The organism is Pseudarthrobacter sp. O4 (assembly GCF_050157025.1).
Taxonomy (GTDB): Bacteria; Actinomycetota; Actinomycetes; order Actinomycetales; family Micrococcaceae; genus Arthrobacter.
Genome location: NZ_CP189591.1, coordinates 917,948 through 939,891, shown reverse-complemented (window position 1 = coordinate 939,891; position 21,944 = coordinate 917,948). Strand labels below are relative to the sequence as shown.

Sequence of the window (21,944 nt, the reverse complement as noted above, 5' to 3'; positions counted from 1 at the left end):
CGACGAACTAACGAAAATGCCCACTAGCACGGCTTTTTTGTCCTCTGGATCCACACTTTTGGGAAAGAACACATGAGTTTTGAAACCGAGCAGCAGACTTCAGACAGGCTCCGGCCGCGGCGGCGGAAGAACCGGAAACGGCACACTGGCCGCAACGTGCTGCTGGGCTTCGTAGCGTTCGTCCTCGTCGCCGCCGCCGCGGCCGGGGTGTTCGCCTTCAACCTCGCCCAGAGCTTCGATTCCAAGGCGCAGAAGATCGACAACGCGTTCCCCGACGAATCGACTCGGCCGGACAAGGTCGAGGCAGCAGCGGGACCCAGTGCCACCAATATGCTGCTTCTCGGAAGCGATAGCGGTGCGGCAAGCGTGGATGAGGCCGAAGCCGGCGCTCCGACCGACCAGCGGTCAGACACCATGATGTGGGTCCACATTCCGGCGGACCGGAAGAACATTTACATCATGTCCATTCTGCGCGACACCTGGGTTGATGTTCCCGGCCACGGGGAGTCCAAGATGAACTCCGCGATGGCCTTCGGCGGCATACCCCTGACGGTGCAGACCCTGGAAAACATGTTCGATACCCGGCTGGACAACGTGGCCAACATCGACTTCGAGGGATTCAAAGCCATGACCGACGCCCTGGGCGGCGTCGACGTGAATGTCCCCGTGGCGTTCAATACCCAGCAGTTCGCCTTCCCTGCCGGCAAACAGGAGCTGACGGGGGAGCAGGCGCTGGCCTTCGTCCGCGAACGCAAGGCATTCAGCGACGGTGACTACCAGCGGGTCAAGAACCAGCAGGTGTTCCTGAAGGCCATCCTGTCCCGGTTCCTCACGGCCGAGACGCTCTCCAATCCCATGACGCTCAGCAAACTGGTGGACACCGTCTCGCCGTATGTCAGTGTGGACGCATCCCTGGACGCCGGAAAGGTGGCGGGCCTCGCGGTGGAGCTACGCGATGTCAGAGCGTCCGATGTCACCAGTTTCACTCTGCCCACGCTGGGTATCGGGACCTCGGCCGACGGCCAGTCCATCGTCCTCCGCGATGACGCGGCGATTGCTGATATCAGGGACGCTCTGAAGAACGACACCCTCGGTACCTATCTGCAACAGTCCGGCGTTGCCTCTAAGCCGTAGTGCTTCCTGGACCGGCCCGGTAAGCGCCAGTGCCCTACTTGCTGGGCGGCAGGTTCTGGAGCTCTTCCTGGCCTACGCAGCCCCGGGTCGCCTTGATTTTCGAGGCGGAGGCGGAAAGGTCGGCCAGGACGGTGGCCGAACTGATCTTGTCCGGGTCCATCAGGATTTCAGTGGCTGGTTCGCGCCCGAACGTTGTCAAGGTCCACACCGGGCTGCCTTCCTTGATGACCCAGTCGACGCCGTTCACCGTTACGCAGCGGTCCGTGGTGGGTCCCGGGACGTTGACGCCGCAGCGCAGGATTACCAGTGACGGATCCCCCCAGGCAGCCGTTCCCTGGCTGTTCGTCTTGCGGAGTTTGGCCTCGCCCAGGGCATCCGGCAGGGCCACCATCATGGGGGCACAGGCGGCGTTTGCGCTGTCCTTCGCCGGGGAAACGTCCACGGCGGGAGAACAGGCCGTAAGGACCGCTGCGGAGGCTGTGGCGATCGCCAGGGTACGGAACAGGCGTGCGGAAGCCGGGGGGCGGAACTGGTGCATTATTCCAGCCTATCCCGGCTCGACGCGCCGAATCGACGCGCCCGGCGCCCTGCCCGGACCGCCCGTCCCGGGCTCCCTGCCGGGACGCGCCGGACACCCTGCCCGGACGGCGTTGGCGGGTGCGCTTGGTGCCTTCCAGTAGAATGGAAGGATCGTGTATTCTGGGGCACTGCCGACAGCGAGGTCAGTTCTGGCCGGAAACTAGGCACGGTTGGGAAAATCTCGCACCCAAGGGGGAGGCACTAGCTATGACTGTACGTTGCCGCATGGCCAATTCAGCACGCGCCGGAATGCTGGCGTTGGCGATGGGTTTGGCCCTTGCCGGACCCGCGACCGCCGCGCGCGCTGATGATCTGCTGACAGTGATCGGCACGCCTCCTCCGACGCTGAGTCCAACGGCGCCCCCGATCGTTGTTTTACCGGCGGTCCCGCCCGGCGAGGTGCCGCCGGGCGGTGAGGTCCCGCCGGGCGGTGAGGTCCCGCCGGGCGGTGAGGTCCCGCCGGGCGGTGAGGTCCCGCCGGGCGGTGAGGTCCCGCCGGGCGGTGAGGTCCCGCCGGGCGGTGAGGTCCCGCCGGGCGGTGAGGTCCCGCCGGGCGGTGAGGTCCCGCCTGCCGCCGAGGTGCCTCCCGCCGTCAGTCCTCCGGTCGTCCAGACGCCGCCGGCCCCTCCTGCGTCGCCGGCCGCCACCGCCGTCGTCGCCCCGCCATCCTTTGCGCCTGCGCTCGTGCCTGCACCGATGCCGCCGGCAGTCGTGCCCGCCGGAGTCGACGAGAGTACCGTCGACGCAGCACCGACCGCGGAGCCCTCACCCTCACCTTCCCCCGTGCCCGAACTGGCAAAGGCACATGCGGCGATTGCCGCCGTCGCGCAACCGCCTGCCGTGATGAAGTCCGAAATCCAGGCCGCCGTGGCTGTCGCAACCGGCAGCCCGCTGGTGGTCCAGCTGATCACCGTGCTGATTCTGCTGGGCGCCGGCCTCCTCTACTTCCGTTTCCTCGCTGGCAAGAGCCCCAGCATTGCCCCCAAGCCCAGCAAGTAAGCAATGGCCACGCAAACTAACGCCGGGACTGAACGTGCCCGCACTGGAACCGATACCCCAACGGTACGGATCACACTGCTGACCCACTCCTACTGGCCGGAGCAGAGCCCGCCCCAGCGCCGTTGGACGGCGATGATCAAGGAATTTTCCCGCTCCGGCTGGGACGTCGACGTCGTGGCGCCGGTTGCGCACTATCCCTTTGGCCGGCGGGCGTTGCCACGAAAGCTGGCGGGCCAGCCGTTCCAGCTGCAGAAAGGGCAATTCACCGAGAAGGTCCTCCGGGTGCCCTACCTCCGGCACGGCAACTCACGCGCTGCCCGCCTGGTGGACCAGTGCTTTTCGGCAGCGCTCTCCATTCCGGCCGGGATGCTCCTCCGGAAGCCCGACGTCGTGATTGTCACCGCGCCGGCGCTGCCGTCCCTCGCCGCCGGCTACATCCTGGCCAAGCTGCGCGGTGTGCCGCTGATCGTGGAAATGCGCGACGCCTGGCCGGACCTCGCCCGGGACGCCCGCCTTGTCCAGGGACAAGTCAAGAGTGTCATTGAACACGTTGTGGAGTTCGTGCAGCAGCGGGCGGACCTCGTGGTGACGGTGACCGAGGGTTTCGCTGACACGCTGCGCGCCCGCGGGATCCGCCAGGTGGCGACCGTCAGCAACGGACTGCATCTGGACGCCATCCCGGTGATGGATGCCCCCGAAATGGAACGGCCCGTCTTCGAGGCCCTGTACCTGGGAAACCATGGCGAGAGCCAACGGCTTGATGTGGCCATCCGGGCCAGTGCGCTGGTGGGTGACTCGATGCACCTGCACATGGTGGGTCACGGGACCCAGCGCCCGGCGCTGGAGAAGCTCGCCCGCGAGTTGAAGGCGCCGGTAACCTTCCACGCGCCTCTTCACGGCGAGGCCATGATGCAGCGCTACGCTTCCGCGGACACCTGCCTCGTCACCCTCCGCGATGACTGGAAATCCTTCGAAACCACCGTTCCCTCCAAGACCTATGAGGTCCTGGCCGTGGGCCGCCACGTGACGGCCATGGTGCGCGGCGAGGCGGCACGAATCATCGCCGACGCCGAGGCGGGGGACATCGTGGCCAGCGATCCTGAGGCCCTGGCCGCTTTGTGGCGTGACCTTGCCGCCGACCGTGGCCGGCTGGTCCGCAACGGTGACAGCCGGCAGTGGGTCAAATCGCACGCCGAGTATGGGCAGCTGGCCGGCCGCTACATGGAGCTCATTGAGCAAGTCCTGGCCAAGGCGCCCGTAACCACACGATGATCCAAGTCTTTAAAAATGCGCGGCTCGCCGCACACACTGCGGGACAACACCTCACGGACGATCCGATGGTGCTTTTCCTCCAGCTGTCCCGCCGGCTCCCGCCCGCGGTGGTCCGCCCGCTTGCCCGCCTCACCTGCGCCGTGGCAGCCAAAAGCTCCGTGGCTGTGCCCGTGCTGCTCGCAGCGCTCCTGCTCGGGGACGACGGCGACGTCGCTCGCCGTCTCCGGCTCGCCGCAGACCGGAACGTCACGGGGCGGAACCTCACAGCGGACAGGTCGAGGAAGCTGGCGGACATCGCGCTGGCCGCCAACCGTCCGGAGCTCGCGGACCCCCTGCTGGCCAGCGCACGGAAGGCGCGCGGGTTCAAGTCGGCCCTGGCGCGCAGGCTGTGGCATGACGGCAACCTCAGCGGAGCCGTCGCAGTCCTTGAGGGCTACGGCCGGGCAGGACGGCGGCAGCAGGCGCGGCTTGCCGGCGAGGCGGCGCTGTACACGGGCACGGCACCCTCGCTGGCCCCGCAGGAGTTCACGCCGGTTCCCGGCCGGGTGCTGCATCTGCTGACGAATTCCCTGCCCCACACCGCCAGCGGCTACGCTCAGCGGTCCCACTCCATCATGGCGGCCCAGCAGGAAGCGGGCTGGAAGGTCCTGGCCGTCACGCGGCTCGGGTATCCGGTGCAGGTGGGGAAGCTCCTGGCACACGCCAGCGACGTCGTGGACGGGGTGGAGTACCGGCGTCTCCTTCCGTCACGGCTGGCGCCCACCATGGACGCACGCCTGCAGCAACAGGCCGAGGAATTGCTGGCCGTGGCGCTGGAATTCAAACCCAGCGTCCTCCACACCACCACGCACTTCGTCAACGGAATGGTGGCCCGGGCGGTGGCCGGGGCCTTGGGCATCCCCTGGGTGTATGAGGTGCGCGGCCAGTTGGCGGACACCTGGGCAGCCACGCGGGGACCTCAGGCCCGGGACAGCGAGAAGTACCGGCTGTTCCAGGAACGGGAAACCGACGTCATGCGGGACGCCGGCCTGGTGGTGACGCTGGGACATGCCATGAAGGCCAACATCGTCGCGGCGGGCATCCCCGGGGAGAAGATCCTCATCGCCCCGAACGCCGTCGGCGGTGCCTTCCTCGAGGAGCCGCTGGATACAGCCAGTGCGCGCCGCGAGCTGGGGCTGCCGGAGGACGGACTCTACATCGGCACGGTCAGCAGCCTGGTCGAGTATGAAGGCCTGGATGACCTGGTTCGGGCCTTCGCGCTCCTGGTACCGGACTTCCCACAGCTGCGCCTGCTGATCGTGGGCGACGGCGTGGCCGGCCCCGCGCTGCGGGAGCAGGTCCGCGGCCTGGGACTGGCTGACAGGGCAATTTTCACGGGGCGGGTACCGCGGGATCTGACCCCGCTCTACCACCAGTCCCTGGACGTGTTCGTGGTCCCACGCAAGGACCTTGACGTGACCCGTGCGGTAACTCCACTCAAGCCTGTGGAGGCGCTGGCGAGTGCCCGGCCGGTGGTTGGCACTGACCTGCCCGCACTTCGGGAGATAATAGACGACGGCGGTAACGGGCTTCTGGCCCCTGCCGCGTCCCCGGGCGAACTTGCCAGCACGATCTCGGCGCTGCTCTCGGATGGGAGCCGGAGGGCGTCGATGGGGCAAACTGGGCGGGCTGCAGTTCTCGCCGAGAGGACCTGGGCGGCCAACGCCAATGCCCTGGCCACACGTTACGCCGAGCTGCACCATGAACATGAGGAGAATCAGTAGTGTCCGCAGATAGTGCAATTGACCCGGAGCCGGTGGCCGTACAGCCCCTCTCCGTGGATATGCGGCGGCTGACCCGTGTCGGTTCGCGGCCAAGTTTCCTGGACTATCTTGTCCAGCTCTGGGACTTCCGGCAGTTTATTTTTTACGATGCCCGTGCCCGCGTTCAAAGCGGCACGCGCAGGGACCGCCTCGGCAGCGCCTGGCTGCTGCTGAACCCGATCTTCAATGGCCTGACCTATTACCTGATCTTCGGGCTGCTGCTGAAAACCAGCCGGGGCATCGACAACTTCCTCGGCTACCTTGTGGTGGGGATCTTCGTCTTCCAGTTCAGCTCTGGTGCCATCACCTCCGGCGCGCGCTCCATCCGCAGCAACAAGTCCGTGGTGCAGGCATTCAACTTCCCGCGGGCGGCGCTGCCCATCGGTGCCAATGTGCGCGAGCTGTTGTCTGCTGTGCCGCTGATCCTTGCGATGCTGCTGATCGTGGTGGTGCTGCCTCCCGGCGAGGAAATCACCTGGCTGTGGATCCTGGTAATACCAGCCGTACTCCTGCAGTCACTGTTCAACCTTGGGGTGGGGCTCATCCTGGCCCGCATCATCTCCCGCGTCCACGACGTCACCCACCTGCTTCCCTTCATGCTCCGCGCCTGGATGTACGGCTCGGCCATCTTCTACACGTATGACCGCTTCGTCACCCACCCCGAAATTCTTGCCGTCATCAAGCTCAATCCCTTGTTTAACGTGATCGACATCATCCGGGACTGCGTGCTGTATGCCCGGGTTCCGCAGTGGCAGTCCTGGGCCACTCTTGCCGCCTGGGCCCTGGGGGCGCTGGCCGTCGGCCTGGTCTATTTCTGGAAAGGGGAGGAATCCTATGGACGAGGGTGAACGGGAGATTTTCATCGAAGGACATCCGTGTGTGGTGGTGGACAGCGTGCGGATGCGCTATCGCGTGGCCTCCACTGCGGCTTCGGATCCTGACGCTGACCGCTCAGCACCCCGCCTTTTTCGCAGGGCGGTACGGAAGCCCAACATGGTGACCGTCCACGCCCTCAACGAGCTCTCGCTCGTGGTGGAACGCGGCGAGTCGGTGGGGATCATCGGGAGGAACGGCTCCGGAAAGAGCACGCTGGTGAAGATCATCAGCGGCCAGTCCAAGCCGACGTCGGGGGCCGTGTATGCCTCCAGCACCCCCATCATGCTCGGCGTCAACGCAGCCCTGGTCCAGGACCTCTCCGGCGACCAGAACGTGATCCTCGGGTGCCTGGCCATGGGCATGAGCCGGGCCGAGGTGGACGAAAAGTTCAGCAGCATCGTGGAACTGTCCGGACTTGAGAAGTCCATCCACCTGCCGATGAAGTCCTATTCCTCCGGCATGGCTTCGCGCCTCAGGTTTGCCATTGCGGCGAGCGTTGATCCCGAGATTCTCCTGGTGGATGAGGCACTCAACACCGGTGACGCCCAGTTTGGCGACCGCAGCAAGCTGCGGATGGATGAGCTCCGCGAGCAGGCGGGCTGTGTCTTCGTGGTCAGCCACAGCCTGGACACCATCAAGGACATGTGCACGCGGGTGATCTGGCTGGACAAGGGCGATCTGATCATGGACGGGGACACGGACGTAGCGGTCAAGGCTTATCAGGAGTTCACCCGTCACCTTTCCAAGGGCAACAATATTTCAGCCGCCAAGATTCTCGACGATGCCAAAGCGGACCTCGTGGCCACCGAGGTCCGCGGGCGGTCCTCACGCCGGAGCCGAGGCTGATGGCGGATCTCCGGGAGCTCCGGACGGGGCTGTGGCATCTGCGCAGGGGCGGGCCTGCGCAGTTCAATTCGTGGCGTTCCCGCCAGCGGATCGAACAGGGTTTCGCCGCACCGCGCAACGTGCAGGGCGTGGAAGCGGCCTGGACCGGCCGCGGGCGCAGGCGGCGGCTCTCGCTGATGCCGGCGAGCCTGCCGCAACAGCAGCCCTCCCGGCCGGACATCCGTGCTGCGGTGATCCTTGACGACTTTTCGGCGCTGGCTTTCGGTTACGAGTGGGCAACCAGCCCCGTCCATCCGCACACCTGGCGCAGCGACCTTGCCTCCGGGGCAGTTGACCTCCTGTTTGTCGAGTCGGCCTGGGCCGGAAACGGCGGCCTGTGGCGCGGCAAGCTGACCGGTCCCGGCGGGCCCAGCAAGGAATTCCGCGAGCTGGTCCAGTGGTGCCGGGAGCAAGGGATCCCCACGGTTTTCTGGAACAAGGAAGACCCGCCGCACTATGAGGACTTCCTGCCTGCTGCCCGGCTGTTTGACCAGGTCTTCACCTCCGATTCCGGCCGCATCGCGCAGTACACAGCCGATCTGGGGCACGAACGCGTCGCTGTGCTTCCGTTCGCGGCCCAGCCGGCCATTCACAACCCGGTCCGGCCGGCACATGGCCGGCACACGAGGGACGTCGCATTTGCGGGAATGTACTTCGCCCACAAATACCCCGAGCGCCGGGCCCAGATGGACCTGCTCCTGGGCGGCGCGCTGGACGCGTCCGCCCGGATGGGGACGGGCCTGGAAATATTCTCGCGCCAGCTGGGCGGCAACGCCGAGTACCAGTTCCCTGCGCCGCTGGATTCTCGCGTGGTCGGTTCGCTGAGCTATGCCCAGACGCTGTCCGCCTACAAGGCGTACAAGGTTTTCCTCAACGTCAACTCGGTGGTTGACTCGCCCAGCATGTGCGCCCGGCGGATCTTCGAGATCTCAGCGTCCGGGACACCGGTGGTTACGGCGCCCAGCCAGGCCATGGGACAGTTCTTCACGCCGGCAGCGGTGCCCGTGGCGGCCACCCGCAAGGAAGCCGAGCACCTGGCCCGGGCCCTGGTTGCCAACCCGGAGCTGAACGACCGCACGGCGCACCTGGCCCAACGCGCCATCTGGGCGGCCCACACCTACGCCCACCGGGCGGAGACGGTGCTGCAACACGCCGTGCCGGGAAGTGCCACGGGCGTCACGCGGCCGTCAGTCTCGGTGCTGCTGCCCACCATCAGGCCGCAGAACCTGGAACGCGTCTTCCGCACCCTCGCCGGTCAGCGCGGCGTAGACCCCGAGCTGGTGCTGCTCACGCACGGCTTCCGGCTCTCCACCGAACGGCTGGCTGAACTCTCCGAGGAGTTCGGGCTCCGGAACGTGGTGCTCCTGGAGGCACCGCGGGAGGTCTCGCTGGGGGAGTGCCTGAACAGGTGCGTCGCCGCCGCCAGCGGGGACGTGCTCACCAAGATGGACGACGACGACCACTACGGGCCGCACTACCTCAGCGACCAGCTGCACGCGCTGTCCTACTCAGGCGCCGACGTCGTGGGGAAGCAGGCGCACTACATGCACCTTGAGACCTCGAACGCCGCGATCCTGCGGTTCGCGGTCAGGGAGCACCGCTTTACCGATTTCGTGATGGGACCCACCATCATGGCTCGCAGGGAGGTCTTTACGGATCACCCGTTCCAACACGTCACCGTCGGCGAGGACACCGGATTTCTCCGGGCCGCCCACGCCGCCGGGAGGATCATCTACTCTGCGGACCGCTTCAACTATTTTCAGGTCCGCACGGGCGATGGACACACCTGGCAGGTCGAGGATGCCGAACTTCTTGCATCCGGCGACCTCAAATTCTATGGAAAGTTATATGAACATGTTGACATCTAGCACCCTGGCGACGGAGGCCCCGATCAGGACGGTCGCCGTCGTCGGGCTCGGCTACATCGGACTGCCCACGGCGGCCATCCTGGCCACCAACGGACTCGAGGTGATCGGCGTCGACGTCAATCCGAGCACCGTGGCCGCCATCAACAACGGCGACGTGCCGTTTGTGGAACCTGACTTGAGCATCCACGTCGCGGGCGCGGTCAGCCAGGGCAGGCTGCGGGCCCAGCTCGAGACCCCCAGCGCGGATGCCTACATCGTGGCGGTGCCGACGCCGTTCAAGGCGGACAAGTCCGCGGATATGTCCTACATCGCCGCGGCGGCGCGCGCCATCGCCCCCACCTTGAGTGGCGGCGAACTGGTGATTCTGGAATCGACGTCGCCTCCCGGGAGCACGCGCCAGCTCGCCGAGCTGATTCTGGGACTGCGCCCCGATCTCAGCCTCGATGGCAAGGACGGCAAGCCGGTGCTCCTGGTGGCACACTGCCCCGAGCGGGTGCTGCCTGGCCGGATCATGATTGAGCTGGTCACCAACGACCGCGTGGTGGGCGGCCTCACCTCCGAGGCTGCCGAGGCCGCCGCGGCGCTCTACGCGGTGTTCTGCCAGGGCGAGATCCACCTGACGGACGCTGCAACGGCGGAGATGTCGAAGCTCGTGGAGAACGCCTACCGCGATGTTAACATCGCGTTTGCGAATGAGCTCTCCGTCATCAGCGACAAGCTGGACATCGACGTCTGGGAACTCATCCGCCTCGCCAACCACCACCCCCGCGTCAACATCCTCCAGCCCGGTCCCGGAGTCGGCGGCCACTGCATCGCGGTGGACCCGTGGTTCATCGTGGCCGCCGATCCCGAGAATTCCGTCCTGATCCGGACCGCCCGGGAAGTCAACGACGGCAAGCCCGGCTACATCGTGGAACAGGTCCGGAAGGCCGTGGGAGGCGTCAGCCGCCCGGTTATTGCCTGCCTCGGCCTGGCCTTCAAGGCCAACATCGACGACGTCCGCGAGTCGCCGGCGGTGGAGATCGTCCGGCGTGTGGCCACACAGCACCCGGATGCCGAGATTCTGGTGGCGGCACCGCACAAGGATCATCTGCCGCAGGAACTGGCCGCGATACCCAACATCCGGCTCGTCGAGACGGATGAAGCGGTTGAGGCCGCCGGCGTGGTGGTGCTGCTGGTCGATCACGACAAGTTCCGGGAGATCGAGCCGGACGCCCTGCAGGGCAAACGGATTGTCGATACCCGCGGCTTCTGGCGCTGAGCGCTGCATCCCTGAACTCCGTTTCCAGGGGGATGCGAACATTGACATTTGGCAAGAAAGGCGTTGCGTTACGATGGACTTAATTGGCGCGGGAAGGTCCCGCTTGGGACTGGCTCCCCGGCTGAGAGGCCTGGCTTCGCGTGTCAGCGGCGGTATGCATCCGGCCGTCAATTCCCGCCTGCAACGCCTCGTCAGTGGCCGTCCAAAGTACCTGGGGCGTCTGTCCGTGATCGTGCCGGTATTTAATGTCGAGCCCTATCTGGCTGACTGTCTTGCCAGCATTGTGGCCCAGAATTACCCGTTCTTGGAAATCATCGTTGTTGACGATGGCTCCTCCGACGGTTCACGGGCCATCGTGGAGGGTTTCGCCCGGCGCGACCGTAGGTTCCACATTCTCGATGTCCCGCACGGGGGCAACGGCCGGGCACGGAACGCAGGCCTCGAAAGAGCGACGGGTAAATACATCGCATTCGCGGATTCTGACGACATTGTGGCCCCGGACGCCTACAGGGTCATGATCACGAAGCTGCATGCGACATCCTCCGAGTTCGTTGTGGGGTCCTCAGACCGGCTGGTGGGGCGCACGAGAAACAGCGTGCGGATGATGGAGAAGCTTCATGCAATCCCGCGAAACGGAATCAGCCTGTCAGATTATCCCGAGATCATTTCGGACGTCTTCTTGTGGAACAAGATGTTCCGCAAGGATTTTTGGGATTCTGCGGTCACGGCTATTCCTCAGGATGTCCTCTATGAGGATCAGGAGACAACGGCGCGGGCATACGCAAGAGCCAAGGCGTTCGACATCATCCCGAATGTCGTCTACAGCTGGCGTTCTCGTCAGGACGGCTCCTCCATTACACAAGGTAAGCATTCCATTCGCGACCTGAAAGACCGATTGGGTGTGGTGGACTCCGTCAGCAAGCTGCTGCTGGCGGAGAGAGGGCCTGATGTGCTTATGCCCTGGTTCACAAGGGTTCTCGGCTCGGACCTCGTTCCGTACTTCGAGCAGGTGCCGTACGCGGGTGAGGACTATTGGCACACGCTCCATATTGGCCTGTCTCAAATCCTCGCTTCGGTGCAGGGAGTGGGCATGGAATTTTCGACCGCTGTGCTTAAGAACATCGGTCCTCACGAGCAAATTCTGTGCAGCCTGACGGCCTTAGGAGCCCGTGCTGACCTCGAAGACGCGCTCATCCATCGATTCGAAAACGGTACAGGATTTGAAACGCAGATTCGTAGTGATCGATTTCTTGCTCGTCTTGAATATTTGGATCAGCTCAACACGTCCTACCCGGATGACCTGCTGGAGTTCCCAGCCTCTGCATTGACGCCTGTCTCTCAGATGAGCAGCCGGGGATGGTCCAACGACGGCGCCCTCATGATCAGTGGCCATTTCTACCTGCCCGGACTCGATTCTGCAGCCTATCCCGGGGACATCAATGTCCAGATGAGGGATGGCGCGGGCAACCTCCGGGACGTGGAGGTCAAACGCTCTGAAGATTCGCAGATAGATACGCTCGGCACCGATCCCTACGCCCGTCACTCGGCTGCCGCCTTCACCTGCGGCATCGGTGCAGACCGCTTGCGCGAGCTCCGAACGACGTCGGTTGAACTGGTGGTCAGATTTGCTGTGGCTCAGGAGGTCTATGAGCGAAGACATGTTCTCAGCCTTCCTCCTGCGGGTTCGAGGGACGTCGCAGCCGGTGCCGCACCTCGCCGGCCCACGGTCACGGACGTCACGTTTGACGAACGCCAGGAGCAGTTCAGCGTCTGTGTAAGGATCCCGCGATCAACGACGGCAGGGCCACCGTGGCTGGACGTCGCTTTGGTCACGGCCCGAAATACGGTCCGCCCGATCTCGGTTGACGAGCATGGTCCGGATTCCCGGATATTCAAGTTCCCGCTGAGACAGGTCAAGTGGGGGAGGGAAGTCGCTGCGCCATTTCCGGGTGCCTACACACTTCGTTATGCGAACGAGGGCGAGGTCCTCAACCAATCGTCGCTGCCGGTCCTGGCCGATGATCGATTGACCACCGATCTTCCCTTGGAACACGAGTTTTCACATGCGACAGTCACGGTGTTTCGGGCTCAATCCGGAGCTTGCGCCGTGGGAATCGCACCGCCATTTGAACGCGGGGAGCGCGGGAAGTACAACCAGCGGCAGCTCCGAGATGAATACGCAAGCGCGTTGGGACCGGCCCTCACCGACGGCGTCTTGTTTGAGAGTTTTGCGGGCAAGAGCTGCACCGACAGTCCACGTGCCCTCTCCGACGCCCTGCAGGCGAAGTTCGCCAACGTGCCCATTTATTGGTCAATCAATGACTTCTCGGTGGAGTATCCCGCGTACGCCATCCCGGTCCTTCGAGGGTCGCGGGAATGGTTCAACAGGCTTAGGACCACTAAGACGGTAGTCAATAACAATAATTTCCCGTCTTACTTCAGAAAATCTGCAGGACAACGATACATCCAGACGTGGCATGGCACACCGCTGAAGAAATTGGCACGGCATGCTCCCAGCCGTTATCTCTCTGCCTCGTACCGACGGATCATGGAACGTGAGGCGCAGATGTGGGACCTGATGCTTGCACAAAACGAGTTTGCGTCGGGTGTCTTACCCGAGGCGTTTGGTTACACCGGCGGTGTCCTGACTGTGGGCTATCCCCGCAACGACGCGTTGGTGCACGCGGGGCGCGAAAGCAAGGCAGAACGGGTTCGACAATCTTTGGGGATAGCTCCAGGGAAGACGGTTGCCTTGTATGCGCCTACTTGGCGTGATGATGCCCGGGACGGGTCGCAGCGGCACAGTCTCGTGAGCCATTTGGACTTCGCGAGGGCACGGAAGAGCCTCGGATCAAACTATGTGTTCCTGATTCGCGGGCACCACAACGTGGCCCACAACTCCTCCACGCACGTTGGTTCGAACGTGATAGACGTCTCGATGTATCCCGAGATCAATGATCTGATCATGGTTTCGGATCTCCTGGTGACTGACTACTCCTCGATCTCTTTCGACTACTGCGTGACTGACAAGCCCATGTACTTCCTGGTTCCCGATCTGGGCCAGTACCGGGACGAGACTCGCGGGTTCTATCTGGACTGGGAGGCGATAGCCCCTGGCCCGCTTTGTTCAGATACTGACCTGCTCTGTGAAGCCATCAAGGAAGCGGGAAACAGATCTGATGAGGTGGCTTATCGACAATTCAAGGAGAGTTATGCCGCCATGGATGACGGCGGAGCAACGGCCAGGGTCATGGAAAAAATCTGGCCCTCCGCAGGAGCACCGATCCAATGAGGATGATGCGCGGACTAAAGCCGGCTGGTCGCCAAACCGGCAAAGTGCGATCCTGCACTCTGCCTGCTGGCAACTTAAACTTTAGGCATGGACAGGGCCGACAGTGCGTCTGCTCGGCGGTTCTACAACATGGAGGAAATTAATGATTGGTTGGCAATTCGGTTACTGGGGCGGTCGCGAGTTCGAGAAACGGGGCAACTGGAAGATGGCTGCCTCCGTCTATCAGAAGTTGTGGGATCAGGGGGGATCTGGCAACGCGAAGGTTGCCTATAAACTCGGCCACGCATACTTCCGGCTCGACGACCTCGACCTGGCGCAGAAGTACATCTCCTCAGCGGTCGAGCTAGACCCGAAGGTCGCCACCTGGCATTACCGGCTCGGATTCATTAACGAACGCCAGAAATTGTGGGCCGAGGCGCTGCACTCCTACACCTTGGCCACAGAATTCGAGCCTCAGAGGGCCGAGTGGTTCTACAGGAAGGCCCAGTGCGAACAGGCCCTGGGGGAAAAGACGGCAGCCCAAGAGTCCCTACGCACTGCCGTGCATCTGGACCCCAGTAACGCCAAGTTCCATAAGGTATTGGGAAAGCAATTGGGCCAGGGCGCTGCGCGCTGGGAGGAGGTCGAGGCGCTGGAGGACGGCTTGGCCCTCCACCAGGACGATGCAGACTGGCTGGTCAAGCTCGCCGGGGCCTACTTTGAAATGGAACGCTTCTCGGAGGCATCGGAGCTATACGAGCGCGCACTTCAGCTGCGGCCGAAGGATGCCCGACTGCTGTTCGCTACAGGTCTCGCGCAGGCAGGAACAGGTGCTCCAACCGCGGCACAAGAATGGTTCAGCAGTGCTGTGGCCGCTGATCGGGAACTGGGGGCGGCCCGCTTCGGTCATGGCGTCTTTTTTGAAGCCTTGAGGGACTGGGACGGTGCTGCCGGCGCGTATCTGGAACAGCTCAAGGTCAAGCCACTGGATGCCGAGCTGCACTACCGCCACGGCTTCGCCAGCGATCGTTGCTACAAGTGGTCTGAGGCGGTTTCCTCCTATGAGGCTGCAGTTGCCCTGAAGCCGGATGAAGCATATTGGCACTACCGGCTCGGTTTTGCCCAGGAGCGCCTTCACCACTTGCAGGAAGCTGCTGATTCGTATGGAGAGGCGATACGAGTCAGTGAGCCGCAGAAACCGTATTGGCTATTTCGGCTGGCGTATGTGCTCCACGAAATGGGTCGCTACGAGGAAGCTATTGAATCCTATGTCGCGGCAGCAAGACTGGCGCCGATGGATCAGATTTTCGATGAGTCCGGTGAAGCACAAACGTCAGAGGTGCATGAGAGGCTTCTAAGTTTGGTGAGGCAGTTGGCCGGATCTGTGAAGAGCAGGTTGGACGCGAAGTCGTATTTCGACGTCGGTGCGGATGCAGAAAAGCTCGGGGACTGGCCGGCTGCAGCCAAGCTCTACAGCCAAGCCGTTCTGCGGAGCAACGATCACAAACCCGGGTGGTATAACAGGCTCGGCCATGCCTTGGCTAAATCCGGAGAGGCAGAAAAAGCCTGCGATGCTTTTCGGCAGAGCCGGATTTTCGCACGTCCGTATGGCGTAAGCGAGCAGAGCTACTCAAAGTCGGCCGCCGTTAAATCGGTCATTGAATACGTGGAATACTACGAGAGCCTGCCGATCGTTGAAAACACTATTCTGTACGAAAGCAACTTGGGCACGTCTATTGACTGCAACCCCTTATCTATCTACGAAAAAATCGTCGAAGATCCAAAATACTCCGGATACGTCCATATTTGGACTGTGGCAAACGGGGAAGTGTCGTTGCCTGCCAGCCTCTTGGGCAGGGAAAACGTCCGCATCGTAGTGAAGCAGTCGGACCTGTATCTGAGGTACCTGGCGACCGCCGAGTACCTCATCAACAACTCAACCTTTCCCTCCTACTTCGTTCGGAAAGACGGCCAGTCTTATCTGAATACCTGGCACGGGACACCGTTGAAGAAGATGGGCACCGACGTAGAAGGTGCTGCCCTTGAGCATGCCAACGTCACTCGAAATCTGCTTCAGGCCACCCACCTTCTCAGCCCGAACGAGCACACGACCGATGTGCTCACCCGTGCGTTCGGAGTGGACCAGCTTTTCACCGGTCGCATAGCGCTCACCGGCTACCCCCGAATTGATAAGACGGTGAAATCTTCGGCTGCGCGCCGTGACGCCGTATTCGGCGTGCTGGGTATAGATCCCGAGGACCACAAGCCAATCGTGTTCTACGCACCCACCTGGCGAGGAAGTATGAACGCCAAGGTATTGGACGCAGAGGCGATGACTCACGACATTGAAGCTTTGGCTTCGTCGTCTGATTTTCACTTGGTGGTGCGTGCCCACCACTACACCGAGGACCTCTTGGTCGGGAGCGACCAGCCAATCGCAGTCGTCCCGCGGACCCTGACGACTAACGATTTGCTTTCCGTTGTCGACGTCCTTATCACGGACTACTCGAGCGTCGTTTTCGACTTCATGGCGACCGGTCGCCCTGTGGTGCTGTACGCTCCGGACCAAGAGGAATACGCTGCGGAACGTGGGCTGTACTTCGATATGGATAGCCTCCCCGGCCCCGTGTGCAGCACTGTCGAAGAGGTTCTGGCGGGGGTTCGCAGCGGACTGGCCGCCGACCAAACGCATCCAACGTACGCAGCGAACCAGGCGCGCTTCACGCCCGCAGAAGATGGTAACGCGGCAGAAAGGGCAATAGCGTTCTTCTTCGAAGACGACGCCCAACATGAAGTCGCTCTGCAGAAGAAGGAAAGCTCGCTTCTCTTCAGGCACGGAATGAACCCTAACGGCATGACGGCCTCCCTGCTCAATCTGCTGCAGGCGCTCGATGCTGACCGCCATGCCCTGACCCTTCTAATTGACGCAGCCGGGGTGCAGAACGATCCCCAGCGGTTGGCCGCGTTCAAGTCGCTTCCGGAAAACGTACGCACCGTGGGTCGAGTGGGTCGTCAGATCTCCAGCGTGGAGGAGCGGTGGATAATTTCGACCTTCAATCGGTTGAACAGCTTTTCTACTGATGAGCAAAAGCAGATATATTTCAATGCGTTCAACCGGGAATTCCGGCGGCTCTTTGGTAAATCGGCGTTCGACGCTCTTGTGGAGTTCGATGGCTATTCTCCCTTTATGGCTTCAATCCTGCTTGGTGGCCGTGACAGGACAAACAAGAGCGAGATTTTCTTGCACAACGACATGCTGGCCGAGAACCAGTCGAAATACCCCTACCTTCGCGAAATGTTTGCGCTGTATCGGGAGTTTGACGGAGTTATTTCGGTATCGGAAGCGCTTAGTGCGGTCAACTCCTCAAAGTTGTCGGACACTTTTGATATTCCGAATGAAAAGTTTGGTTTCACGCCGAACGTCATCATTCCGGGTAAAATCCTTGCTCGGGCATCCGAGCCAGTGGACTCTACTATTTCCGAGTGGACTTCCGGCCCCGGAAAGGTACTTGCCATGAGCGCGCGGCTTTCCCCTGAAAAGGACCATGCCAAGTTGCTGCACGCGTTCAAGCAAATTGTGGATGAATCTCCAGAAACGCGACTTATTCTAATCGGCGACGGAGTTTTGGCGGGGGAGTTGCGTAGATTGTCCCGCGACCTTGGGCTGGAGGATTCCGTCTTCTTTGCCGGAATGCAGGAGAATCCCTTCGCAATTTTGCGAAGGAGTGACTGCTTCATCCTGTCGTCCAATCATGAGGGCCAGCCAATGGTCTTACTTGAAGCCATGGTCCTGGGCATGCCGATCGTTGCCACAGATATCGACGGCTCCCGGGGCGTCCTCGCGGGTCCGGATGGAGAGCACGGGCTCCTAGTGCCGAACTCGGTGGAAGGGCTTGTCGAGGGCATGCGCGCGCATTTGGCCGGGACTGTGAAACCGTCCCAGTTTGACGCGGAACAGTATGTGTCCGGCGCCATTGCTAAGTTCGAGCGCATCGTGGGTTCGGATGTTGCACTGACCCGATGACGCAAGAGCGGCTAACGGATTCCTCATCCGTTAGCCGCTCTTCATCCTCAGTCGTCGCTTCGGTCGTCGTGGTTTCGGTCCGCAACGAGGGGCGCTGAAGGCATCCTCAGTTTTGCCTTGGGCCTTCCGCGCCAAGTTCGAGTATGCGGGAAACTACCGCCGCGGACGACCTTGGATTGTCCCACGGATTGAACTCTTTGTTCCAGGCAGCGTATGCGGTCTCGTATTTCTTCCGGGACGCAGGCAGCTCGTGGAGGCTATCAATAACCTCCTGCCGGGAATGGCACAGGGGACCCGGGGCCTTTTCGGCCAAGTCGAAATAGACTCCCCGGCCTGATCCTGTGTAGTCATCCCAGTCCGGAACATAGAAGATCAGCGGTTTTCCGGTCACGCTGAAGTCAAACATGATGGATGAATAGTCTGTCACCAGCACGTCGGCGGCGGCCATGAGGCCAGCAGGATCGTTGTATGAGGTGACGTCAATGACTCCCGTGGCTTGCACATTCTGACCGCGTCGAAGGCTTACGGAATGACCGCGGACGAGGATAGTGAAGTTCGGCCCCAGTGCACTGGCCATTGCGCCCGCATCCAGAAGATCAGGTGAGCCAGCACTGTCCTCTCTCCACGTGGGCGCGTAGAGAATGACCGTGTTTCCGTCCGGAATCGTCAGTGAGTCGCGAACATCTTTCCTGAGGGCCTCAGCGTCAAACAACGCGTCATTGCGGGGATACCCAGACTCCATAATTTCTCCACCATAGGCGTACGCCTGTCGGAAGACGTCTGTGCTGTGACGGTTCTGGGAGAGCAAGAGGCTCCATTGGTTGGCATCCTTCTCCAATTTGGCAACCCGACTTGCCTTTTCCCGTGAGCCTGGCCGGTCCAACCCGAGCAGCTTCAGGGGGGTTCCGTGCCATGTTTGCACTAGGATCTGTTCCGGGTGCCGCTGATACTTATCAGGCACCCAGCAGTTCGTGATGACATATCTGGATTCAGCAAGGGCCTTCCACGACTGTGAGCTGTTGCGTACGACCGGCGTAGCACCGTCGGGCAGCGAAACGGACAGGTCTGCCACACCGACGTAGAATCGGGCGTCCGGAAGCCGCCGCCTCGCCTCATGGAAGAGAGCCAACGGGCTGTCGGAGAAGTTCTTTCCAAACCAACTTTCAAAATAGAAACAATCGTTCCGTAGTTCGGCTGCATCACGACTTGCCTTACTAACTTTCCGTTGGTTGTACTCACCCAACTCAGTAGGCAACATTGGCGGACTGACATGCACATAGACCTCGTTTGCCGGAGAACGCTCCAAGCGAATGTTGAGGCTGTCTGAGTAGTGAGCCTTATACAGCCCGGCCGTTAATGACTTCGCGGGGCGCAAACGGTCGTATGACTCATCATTGAACTGGACAGTAACCCGGTAACCGCCGGACGGTACGGGAGATGTGCCAGATTCCAGCGGACTGACGAGGGGAACCGAAAAGATAAAGCGGCCGGCCTCGTTGGTTACGAGTGCCCCCGGAACGCTCGTACGTTGTCCGTCGAGGGACAGTCCTACCGGCTTCGACTGCTCGCCCGAGTAGGATCCCGAGACGGTTAGGTGCGGGCTGGGAAGAGGGTAAAAATCGATAGTACTTGCCTCGATATTGTGCTGGAGGCGGTCCAACCGCAGTACACCGCTGGGACCGGTAGTCAGGACGAGCCCGTCCTCACGCTGACTAGCCTGTATGGGGGCATTGGTCCAATGCACGAGTCTGCTTTGGTCGCCGGCCTGGAGGTAGATTCGCCAGCATTCCTGGGCGTCTGCCGCAAAATCCGGAAGGTTTGCGGTGTTGAAAGCGATTTCAACCCAGCTTCCCTCGCGGTTGAAGAATGAGGCTTCAACCTCACGCTCGGCCTCATCCTTGAGGACGGCCAAGTCCGGCGTGAAGCGTCCGCTGCTTTTGACCCAAAGCCGAAGTTCCTCTCCGACGAGCGAGGCTGCATGGGCGACTGCTATGCGTTGGGCAACCTTGAATTGCAACCCGTTCACGGTCCAACTGGGAACGACTTGTACGCCATTGTCGAAGCCGCACGCATCCAGTGCACCTGCCGAACCCCATCTATAGCGATGAGTCAATTTCGATTCGTGTGTCTGCCGGCCATCAGATATAGCGACATGAGCGGTCAAGACGCTACCCCGCGAAGTGGCCGCCGCCAGATGACTGTCAAAGTCGAACACTGCTTCAAAGGCACAAGTCGAAACGTCAAACGAAGTGTTCGAGCTCCGCTCGTTGGCTGCTGGCTCCGTGTACGGGCGAACCAACGCATTCGTCCGGCGCCCATTGTCGTCCTGCAGCCAGACCTCAACCTCCGTCGTCGCAGACTTCGAGGTTTCAGGCAGCAGGTAGGCCCAGAGTCTCATGGTGTAAGTCCGTGCGCCCGTCCAGGTAGCCGCGCGAAGCTCGGCCCTCGCGGGAAGGACATCCTTTGTTTCTTCCTTGTTCATCTTGGGAAAGTTCGCCTTTGGTTAGGTTCTGTTGTCGTTCGCTTCCAAATTGTACCGTGGAGCGATTTTCGGGCCGCTTCGAGGGGAGCCTCCTCGCAACAAGGGCGTCGCCGTTCTGACGGGGGTCACCGAAGCCGAGTGGCTGTATCTCTACCTCCGTACAGGGTAACTTGCCAATCCGGACTCGGGCGGAATCCGTGTAGAGGGCACATTTGCCCACGTCGTGGGGCCATGCACATGTAGTGTCTGCATCCCGTGTTCAGCTGGCCCGGACATTGGCAAATAACCATGCGGCAAGCCAGAGCAGGCACACAACCGTTGCAGCTTTCGAGTATCGCTTTGCCTATGGGTAGTCTGTGGGAATGCCCACCCATGGAAGGCGAACACAGCCCGAGGCGGCGCAGCGGTCCTCTCGAGTACCGAGGATCGTCTGGTTAGCAGGGGGCATTGGGTGCAGCCGGCGGATAACAATTCTAGGGAATTGTGACTGGCAAGGACAAGGAAAGACGAAATGACAAGAGAATCTCCATACGAAGCTTTACTTTCTCGGATGAGCAGAAGCTCCGAAGAAATGGTGGAGCTGATTCGGAAGCAGAACACCATTATCGAAGCGCAGTCGAGGACACTGAATGCCCTTCAAGCTCGATCGGATGAACACAGGGGCATGCTCGAGGTATTGGGGCGGATAGGGCTCCGGGACATACTTGCCGATGCTAGGGAGGTAATTCAGTCCAGGCAAATGGGCATGATGGAGACTGTGGAGCAGGTGGCGGAGGGGAAGTCCATCGCGCGTTGGGGTGACGGCGAAATTAAGCTTATGCTGCAACCCGAATTTGATCTCATGTATCAAAAGGGATTTCCTGCACTCGCAGCGGAGCTCAAGGAGATGCTTTCTTCCTACGATGACGACTCCTCAAGAATTATTCTTGCTATGCCTACGTTTTTTTCGAGCCGCCTGTGGATGGGTATATTCGCTGAGAACTGGCACCTTCTGAGGCCAATTCTTGAGGAATCCCGGTCCAAGTGGGGCAACACTCACGTATCTCGGCCGCTGTTTTTCCAAAGGCACGGCCGTGATGCGGTCGAGGCTTGGCGAAGGGTCTGGAATGATCGACGGATCTGCATAATCGCTGGGCGCGGGTCAAAATTCGAGCTCTTGCCCGATCTGTTCGACAACGTCGCAAGCGTGGAACGAATCGATTCTGAACCCGCTGATGCTTATGTGACGCTTCCGGATCTTAAGCATAAGCTCCGGGCCGTCAGCGATATCGACCTGTTCCTAATAGCGTTGGGGCCTTCGGGAACCGTTCTAGCAGGATATCTGTCATCCGAGGAAGGTGGCGGCCATCATGCGATCGATATTGGCCATTTGGCTTCCAGCTACTTGAACGTTTTCAAAGGGGGAAGGACGCCGGAGCAGTTGCCTACACGAGCGGCCCCGTAGCCGCCTTTGGATGTACCGTGCTCACAGGTCTGCCCGCCAGACAAAAC

13 protein-coding genes are annotated in these 21,944 nt (G+C 61.7%); 11 read left to right on the top strand and 2 right to left on the bottom strand.

All coding sequences use genetic code 11. The features are described 5' to 3' along the window. Positions 1-72 precede the first annotated feature (72 nt). Complete coding sequence (locus ACQCSU_RS04235; protein ID WP_426978443.1) at positions 73-1,134, top strand: LCP family protein; 1,062 nt, start codon at positions 73-75, stop codon at positions 1,132-1,134. A 34-nt stretch (positions 1,135-1,168) separates the two neighbouring features. Here the strand turns inward: ACQCSU_RS04235 and ACQCSU_RS04230 are convergent, their stop codons facing one another. Next, positions 1,169-1,672, bottom strand: a complete 504-nt coding sequence (locus tag ACQCSU_RS04230) for a DUF3515 domain-containing protein (RefSeq protein ID WP_426978442.1) — start codon at positions 1,670-1,672, stop codon at positions 1,169-1,171. Between the two features lie 266 nt (positions 1,673-1,938). Here ACQCSU_RS04230 and ACQCSU_RS04225 point away from each other — a divergent pair, with 266 nt between their 5' ends. From ACQCSU_RS04225 to ACQCSU_RS04185, 9 genes are all read left to right on the top strand, one after another. Then, a complete protein-coding gene (locus ACQCSU_RS04225; RefSeq protein ID WP_426978440.1) occupies positions 1,939-2,712 on the top strand; it encodes a hypothetical protein in 774 nt (257 codons plus the stop codon). 3 nt (positions 2,713-2,715) lie between these two features. Next, on the top strand, positions 2,716-3,984 hold the full coding sequence (locus ACQCSU_RS04220) for a glycosyltransferase family 4 protein (RefSeq protein WP_426978439.1): 1,269 nt from the start codon (positions 2,716-2,718) through the stop codon (positions 3,982-3,984). Positions 3,985-4,049: 65 nt separating this feature from the next. Beyond that, positions 4,050-5,747 carry a glycosyltransferase family 4 protein gene (locus tag ACQCSU_RS04215; RefSeq protein ID WP_426978438.1) on the top strand — a complete coding sequence of 566 codons (1,698 nt, stop codon included), beginning with the start codon at positions 4,050-4,052 and terminating at the stop codon, positions 5,745-5,747. Next, positions 5,747-6,634 carry an ABC transporter permease gene (locus ACQCSU_RS04210; RefSeq protein WP_426978437.1) on the top strand — a complete coding sequence of 296 codons (888 nt, stop codon included), beginning with the start codon at positions 5,747-5,749 and terminating at the stop codon, positions 6,632-6,634. The genes ACQCSU_RS04215 and ACQCSU_RS04210 overlap by 1 nt, the downstream gene beginning before the upstream one ends. 145 nt (positions 6,635-6,779) lie before the next feature. Further along, a complete protein-coding gene (locus ACQCSU_RS04205; protein WP_426978436.1) occupies positions 6,780-7,508 on the top strand; it encodes an ABC transporter ATP-binding protein in 729 nt (242 codons plus the stop codon). Beyond that, the gene (locus tag ACQCSU_RS04200) at positions 7,508-9,415 is read left to right on the top strand and encodes a glycosyltransferase family protein (RefSeq protein WP_426978435.1); all 1,908 of its coding nucleotides are present in this window, start codon (positions 7,508-7,510) and stop codon (positions 9,413-9,415) included. Before ACQCSU_RS04205 ends, ACQCSU_RS04200 begins: the two co-directional genes overlap by 1 nt. Beyond that, complete coding sequence (wecC, locus tag ACQCSU_RS04195; protein WP_426978434.1) at positions 9,402-10,676, top strand: UDP-N-acetyl-D-mannosamine dehydrogenase; 1,275 nt, start codon at positions 9,402-9,404, stop codon at positions 10,674-10,676. Before ACQCSU_RS04200 ends, wecC begins: the two co-directional genes overlap by 14 nt. Positions 10,677-10,749: 73 nt before the next feature. Next, complete coding sequence (locus ACQCSU_RS04190) at positions 10,750-13,968, top strand: bifunctional glycosyltransferase/CDP-glycerol:glycerophosphate glycerophosphotransferase (protein WP_426978433.1); 3,219 nt, start codon at positions 10,750-10,752, stop codon at positions 13,966-13,968. A 142-nt stretch (positions 13,969-14,110) separates the two neighbouring features. Further along, positions 14,111-17,971 carry a CDP-glycerol glycerophosphotransferase family protein gene (locus ACQCSU_RS04185; RefSeq protein ID WP_426978432.1) on the top strand — a complete coding sequence of 1,287 codons (3,861 nt, stop codon included), beginning with the start codon at positions 14,111-14,113 and terminating at the stop codon, positions 17,969-17,971. Between the two features lie 106 nt (positions 17,972-18,077). Here ACQCSU_RS04185 and ACQCSU_RS04180 read toward each other — a convergent pair whose 3' ends face one another. Next, entirely contained in the window at positions 18,078-20,453 is a 2,376-nt protein-coding gene (locus ACQCSU_RS04180; protein WP_426978431.1) for a CDP-glycerol glycerophosphotransferase family protein, read from the bottom strand. A 511-nt stretch (positions 20,454-20,964) separates the two neighbouring features. On the opposite strand from ACQCSU_RS04180, the gene ACQCSU_RS04175 reads away from it, so the two are divergent. Next, entirely contained in the window at positions 20,965-21,897 is a 933-nt protein-coding gene (locus ACQCSU_RS04175) for a GT-D fold domain-containing glycosyltransferase (RefSeq protein WP_426978430.1), read from the top strand. Positions 21,898-21,944: the final 47 nt, after the last annotated feature.